Origin of the sequence: Aliivibrio sp. SR45-2 (assembly GCF_963890165.1) — a bacterium.
In the GTDB taxonomy this organism is placed as follows: Bacteria; Pseudomonadota; Gammaproteobacteria; order Enterobacterales; family Vibrionaceae; genus Aliivibrio; species Aliivibrio salmonicida.
This window is the reverse complement of the sequence record NZ_CAWPRC010000083.1, coordinates 1-883: the sequence shown is the minus strand read 5'-3', so window position 1 is coordinate 883 and position 883 is coordinate 1. Positions and strand designations below refer to the sequence as shown.

General features: G+C 31.8%; 2 pseudogenes. Both read left to right on the top strand.

The features are described 5' to 3' along the window. Positions 1 to 607 (top strand): annotated as a pseudogene (locus AACV33_RS03840) (hypothetical protein); the annotation flags it as partial. 28 nt (positions 608 to 635) lie between these two features. Continuing rightward, a pseudogene (locus tag AACV33_RS03835) lies at positions 636 to 883 on the top strand (hypothetical protein); the annotation flags it as partial.

Sequence of the window (883 nt, the reverse complement as noted above, 5' to 3'; positions counted from 1 at the left end):
GCATTGTTATGTTCATTATTTATTGTTTGGATGTCGTATGATTCTAGTCATGATGGCCTTGATGTTGGGGAGATTATTATTTACGTAGGAGGTGGTCTTTTACTTAATTTGGTTTTTATTTTTTTGCATCCGCCGATATAAAGCGGATTTACAAATTTACTAAAAATGGAATATTAACTGAGCAGGCAGATGTTGTGCCAGAGTATGCTTATCAATGTATACGAATGATAGGTAGAGTGGGTGTCGTTGTATGTTTGATTGCTGTTGTTTTTGTTGGTCCTATGGCGTTTGTTGGAGCAGGGGCGAGTGCATTACTCTCATTCAAATTGGTTAACTTTAGATTAAAACCTATGATGTTTGAAACTTTGTATTTTGATGAGTCAGTGATAATTAAATCATCAAAAATAAACTATATAACGATAGTTCCAAATGCTCAATTATTACTGTCATTGGATGGTATTTTTTGCAATAAAAAAATGCAAATGATATTTTCAATACCTTGAGGGATTTTTATCCAAATGGTCATTTTTATGAGGTAGAGGAAGAAGATGATATATATTCCCATTATAAATATAAAGAGTTCTTACATCCTATGGTTCAAGATTGATGTTAAATCGAAAAGGATGCGTTAAATAGTGCTAACTCATAAAGATATAGATAATACAGACAAAATAGAAACCATGAGAATGGATTTATACAACGAAGAAGTACTCTATGAGTATGAAACCATAGAGCATCAATATTTGGGATATTTTGTGGCATTGTTATGTTCATTATTTATTGTTTGGATGTCGTATGATTCTAGTCATGATGGCCTTGATGTTGGGGAGATTATTATTTACGTAGGAGGTGGTCTTTTACTTAATTTGGTTTTTATTTTTTT